Genomic DNA, 5,176 nt, shown 5'->3' with positions numbered 1-5,176 from the left:
GTCCAATATTTTTCATTATTTTTTTAATTGGAATTTACTTTTATTTATAGCAATTTTCACATAAGTGAGGTACGGGCAAGGGGTAAACCTTTGAGTGAAGGGGTTTAAACCCTTTGTTAGGAGTTGGGAAAAAATATAAGTTAAATGCGTCTTGGCTTACTAGCTCTAGTTTTTCCCATTTTCTTAATTTCTATCTATAAATTATTTTGTTCATGTGTAGTTAAAAAGATTTACTATGAAAAAAATAGTTTTGTAATAAGACGATGGTTTACAATCTCAGAATCGCCGATTTGCCCTTAAGTGAGCGCCCTAGAGAGAGATTAATAGAGTTAGGTGCTAGAAATTTAAGCTCTGCCGAGTTAATTGCTATTTTATTAGGCACTGGGCAGGGAAAAGGCAAATTATCCGCCGTAGGTTTAGCCCAATATATCCTTAATCAACTTAGTCAAAATAAACGAGATCCTCTTGATGTATTGCGTGAAATTTCACCTTTAGAATTAATGAAAATTCAAGGAATCGGACCGGCTAAAGCGACTACAATCCTTGCAGGGGTGGAATTAGGTAAACGTACTTTTCAATTTCGCCCCTCTGCTAAAGCCATTATCGACAGCCCTAATGCCGCCGCATCAGCTTTTAGCCATGAATTAATGTGGCAAAATCAAGAACGTTTTGCTGTATTATTATTAGACACTAAACATAGTTTAATTAGTACTCAGGTTATCACCATCGGTATTGCTACGGAAACTCTTATTCATCCTCGGGAATTATTCAGGGAAGCCATCCGTCAATCAGCTACAAATATTATTATCGCCCACAATCATCCTTCAGGTAATCTTGAGCCTTCCGTGGAAGATTTGACTTTGACAGAGCAATTATTACAATGTGCCAAAATTGTTGGCATTCCTATTTTAGATCATTTAATTATTGGTAACGGCGATTACCGTAGTATTCGTCAAAATTGTAATCTTTGGGAAGAATACCCGCAATTATAATTGACAATTAACCAGAAACAATTGACAATTAACAATTAAATTATCTTTATTTCCTCATTTTTTGATGATTGATAACCTTAGAAATCTTTTTACTTTAGCTTTAAATCAAGCCTTTGGTGATAATGTATCAAATATTGATCCGTTAGTAGTACCTGCTAGTAATCCCAAATTTGGTGACTATCAATGTAACGTTGCTTTATCTTTAGCAAAAACCTTAAAACAACCTCCAAGATCGATCGCTCAAACTATAATAAATAATGTAAAATTAGATGATTTTTGCGAACCTTTAGCAATCGCAGGAGCAGGATTTATCAATATTAAAATTAAGCCTGAATATATCGCTCAACAAATCAAATTAGTTTATCAAGAAGATCATTTAGGGGTAACAAAAGTTGATGAATCTTATCCTGTTATTGTTGATTTTTCAAGTCCAAATATCGCTAAAGAAATGCACGTTGGACATTTGCGATCAACTATTATAGGTGATAGTATAGCTCGAATATTAGAATTAAGAGGTTATGATGTTTTAAGATTAAATCATGTGGGAGATTGGGGTACTCAATTCGGGATGTTAATTAACTATTTACGCACGGAAAAACCCGAAGTATTAACCACTGCTAACGCTGTTGAAATAGGGGATTTAGTTACCCTTTATAAACAAGCAAAAATTAAATTTGATCAAGATTTAGAATTTCAAGAACAGGCTCGTCAAGAAGTAGTAAAATTACAAAGTAAAGATTCAGAAAGTATCAAAGCATGGCAATTATTATGTGAGCAATCTCGCCGAGAATTTGAAATTATTTATCAATTATTAGACATAAAATTAACAGAAAGAGGAGAATCTTTTTATAATCCTTTTTTACCTGAAGTTATTACTGATTTAGAAACTGCGAATATTTTAACAGAAGATCAAGGAGCAAAATGTGTTTTTCTGGATGGTTTTGTGAATAAAGAAGGCAATCCTTTACCGTTAATTGTGCAAAAATCTGACGGCGGATATAACTATGCAACTACGGATTTAGCAGCTTTAAAATATCGGATCAATCAAGATAAAGCACGTAGAATAATTTATGTAACTGATGCGGGGCAATCTAATCATTTTGCTCAAGTTTTTCAAGTAGCAAAAAAAGCTAATTTTGTACCTGAAAATGTCGATTTAGTTCATGTACCTTTTGGTTTAGTTTTAGCAGAAGATGGTAAAAAAATCAAAACTAGATCTGGTGAAACTATTCGTTTAAAAGACTTATTAGATGAAGCCGTAAATCGTGCAAAGTTAGATTTAAAAAATCGCTTAGAAACCGAAGGAAGAAACGAAACCGAAGACTTTATTAATCTGGTGAGTAAAATTGTTGGTTTAAGTGCTGTCAAATACGCAGATTTAAGTCAAAATCGTACCACTGATTATAAATTTAGTTATGATAAAATGTTAGCTTTACAAGGCAACACAGCTCCGTATCTTTTATATGTTTATGTGCGAGTACAAGGTATTAGTAGAAAAGGTAATATCGACTTAAATAACCTTAATTCAGATACCCCTATTCTCTTGACAGAAGAAAGCGAATTAGTATTAGCAAAACATCTTTTACAACTAGATTTTGTCATCAAAGAAGTAGAAAAAGATTTATTACCGAACCGCCTTTGTTTATATTTATTTGAATTAAGCCAAAAATTCAATCAATTTTATGATCAATGTCCTATTTTACAAGCTGAAGAAAACCTTAAGTTATCTCGTTTAATTTTAGCTGACTTAACCGCAAAAATAATCAAATTAGGATTATCTTTGTTAGGTATTTCCGTATTAGAAAGAATGTAAATAATGAGTCATAAGGAATTGGAAAATTTTTGAGAAAAAGTGCCAACTAAAAGTTATAAATTAGAAATTTTTTGTTGATATTCTTCTTTCGTAATAATCCCATTATTAAAAGCTTCTTGTAACTTAATTAACTTGGTTTTATTCCTTTGTAAACGTCTTTCTTGTAAAATTTTATCCCTAATAGTTGCTTCAATTTCATTAACTTTTTCTTCATACTCCATTTTATCTAAAATACCTTGAGAAAAAGCCTCTTGTAATTTTAAAATTTTTTCTTCAATAAAAAAATTAACCTCATAATCATCAATTTTTCTCTCTAAAATAGCCTTTTTCCTAGTAAATTCTGCTTCTGTTAAAATTTCATCAGTAAAAGCAATTTCTAATTTATTTATTTCCGCTTCTAACTCTTTTATAATGGCTTTTAGTTCCGTATTTTCAACCCTATTAATAGGCGGTGAATTGTTATTATTTGATTTAGGAATATCTTGATTATTAATATTAGAAATATCGGAGGTAACTCTTTGAAAATTAAGATCATTTTCTACATAAGAAATTAACTCATTTTCTAATAATAATCCCCAACCAGCAGTAGCAATACCCGTCATAACCGTAAAACCACCTGTAAATAAACCTGCAAAACCAGCACCTGCTATATTTTGAATCCATTTTCCTCTGGTAATTTCGACAATAAATTCTCGCTTATTCGTCAAGTTGTCATTAGATAAATAAATGGAAATTTTAAAAGCTAAATTTGAGCCTAATAATGTTCTAATCGTGCCTGTTTTTCTTGCTTGAATTAAGTAAATTCCTTGTTTTTCAGTACCTTCTACTTCATATTGTTTACCTTTAAACCATAAAATAATTGCTTTATAAACTTTTTCTAAGTCTTGACTGTGATGATTAATAAAATAACTTTTTGCCATAATTTTTAACCTAATAACTACAATTAATCTAAAAAATAATCAATTTTGTTTGTGAAAGAAAAAACTATTTTACCCACACTAATAATTATATGATTATCTCCTTGAATTTGAATCAAAAAAGATTCGGAAAATAAAACTTATAGGCATTTATAATTGATCATTAATTTAGATTCAACATCTCCTCTCTATAATAATACTTGTAGCTTAAGGCAACTTTTACTTCATAAATCTTTACAAATTAAGGGGGTTGTTGTTAGCATTTTAATTACAATATAATTAGAGATAATGTTTTTAAATCAATATTCTCATCTTTCTCTCGCAAAGACGCAAAGGCACAAAGAAGATAATTAAGGTTTTTTTCTTCATTATTTCATTTTAGAACATATTTTCCTCTCAACGGCAAAACTTCAACATCATCAATGGATTATGAAATTTATTCAATCATCAAATTTTCGACAGTGGCAATTAATCTCTTTTTTGCTGTTGGGTTTACTTATTTTTTCTTTAAATTCTTTGATAGAAGTTAATTATTTTGTCAAACATTATTTTATTATTTTAGAGATTCAAACAGCAATAATTACTTTATATTTAATATCATTAAAATTAAGAAAATCAAAGAATAAAAATTACTCATTTATTCGTAAATAGTGCCATAAAAAATCTGCCTTTATATCTTAGTAAATTTTCAAGATTAAATTATTAAAAATATGGAAGCAAAAAGTAAATCAACAGCAATAATTTTAGCTTTTTTTCTCGGTGGTTTGGGTATTCATAAATTTTACTTAGGCAATAATTTTGCCGGGATTCTATATCTAGTTTTTTGCTGGACATTTATACCATCTTTACTCTCAATTTTTGATTTTATAGGTTTAGTCTTAATGTCAGATCAGGCTTTTAATGCTCAATATAATAACGCTATTCTTTCTACTCAAACAAATAGTATCACAACTTTAACAGAACTTAAAAAACTTTATGATCAAGGTATTATTACTGCTGATGAGTATGAAGAAAAAAGACGAAAATTTTTAGATAAACTATAGATAAAAGATAAATAATTGTGTCTCATAATAACTGGTTTGAAAAAAATCCTCCATGGCTATGGTGGTCCTTTTTACCTATATTTGGAGGAATTTCTCTTATTTATGCTGGATGGAAAGGGAAAACAAATTCATGGTTATATATTGGTGGTGGCTTAACTTTTAGTTCCATTATTTTCTCAAATTCCGTGCCAATATTAATCAATTTAATTTGGATTAGTCAAATTGTTATCGCTTTTAAAATTAAGGAAAATTATCTGATAAAAACAGCACCAAAAGGAGTTTTAATTCCTTCTGCAAAAATAGCTCAATTAATGGCAGAAAATCGAGGACAAGTTGACATTAATAACTGTTCCAAAGATGATATTGTTTATCGGTTAGGCTTATCAATTATTTACGCTAATGATATTGATT

The 5,176-nt window shown here is 29.8% G+C and carries 4 protein-coding genes and 1 pseudogene; 4 read left to right on the top strand and 1 reads right to left on the bottom strand.

Annotated features, from left to right (window positions below; translation table 11 throughout):
• Nucleotides 1–263 precede the first annotated feature (263 nt).
• Together radC and argS are read left to right on the top strand one after the other, a co-directional pair.
• Nucleotides 264–992: a DNA repair protein RadC gene (gene radC / locus FWJ34_RS18125; protein WP_308256742.1), complete on the top strand. Its 729-nt coding sequence runs from the start codon at nucleotides 264–266 to the stop codon at nucleotides 990–992.
• Between the two features lie 64 nt (nucleotides 993–1,056).
• On the top strand, nucleotides 1,057–2,805 hold the full coding sequence (gene argS / locus FWJ34_RS18120) for an arginine--tRNA ligase (RefSeq protein WP_308256741.1): 1,749 nt from the start codon (nucleotides 1,057–1,059) through the stop codon (nucleotides 2,803–2,805).
• A 53-nt stretch (nucleotides 2,806–2,858) separates the two neighbouring features.
• On the opposite strand, the gene FWJ34_RS18115 is transcribed toward argS, so the two are convergent.
• Nucleotides 2,859–3,725 (bottom strand): SHOCT domain-containing protein, encoded by an 867-nt coding sequence (locus FWJ34_RS18115; protein WP_308256740.1) that lies wholly within the window; start codon nucleotides 3,723–3,725, stop codon nucleotides 2,859–2,861.
• 707 nt (nucleotides 3,726–4,432) lie between these two features.
• On the opposite strand from FWJ34_RS18115, the gene FWJ34_RS18110 reads away from it, so the two are divergent.
• Together FWJ34_RS18110 and FWJ34_RS18105 are read left to right on the top strand one after the other, a co-directional pair.
• Nucleotides 4,433–4,765 (top strand): NINE protein, encoded by a 333-nt coding sequence (locus tag FWJ34_RS18110; RefSeq protein WP_308256739.1) that lies wholly within the window; start codon nucleotides 4,433–4,435, stop codon nucleotides 4,763–4,765.
• Between the two features lie 17 nt (nucleotides 4,766–4,782).
• Nucleotides 4,783–5,176, top strand: a pseudogene (locus FWJ34_RS18105) (hypothetical protein); the annotation flags it as partial.

Origin of the sequence: Geminocystis sp. GBBB08 (genome assembly GCF_016743215.1) — a bacterium.
In the GTDB taxonomy this organism is placed as follows: Bacteria; Cyanobacteriota; Cyanobacteriia; order Cyanobacteriales; family Cyanobacteriaceae; genus Geminocystis.
The sequence above is the reverse complement of the archived record's forward strand: the minus strand, read 5'-3'. Positions and strand labels throughout refer to the sequence as shown.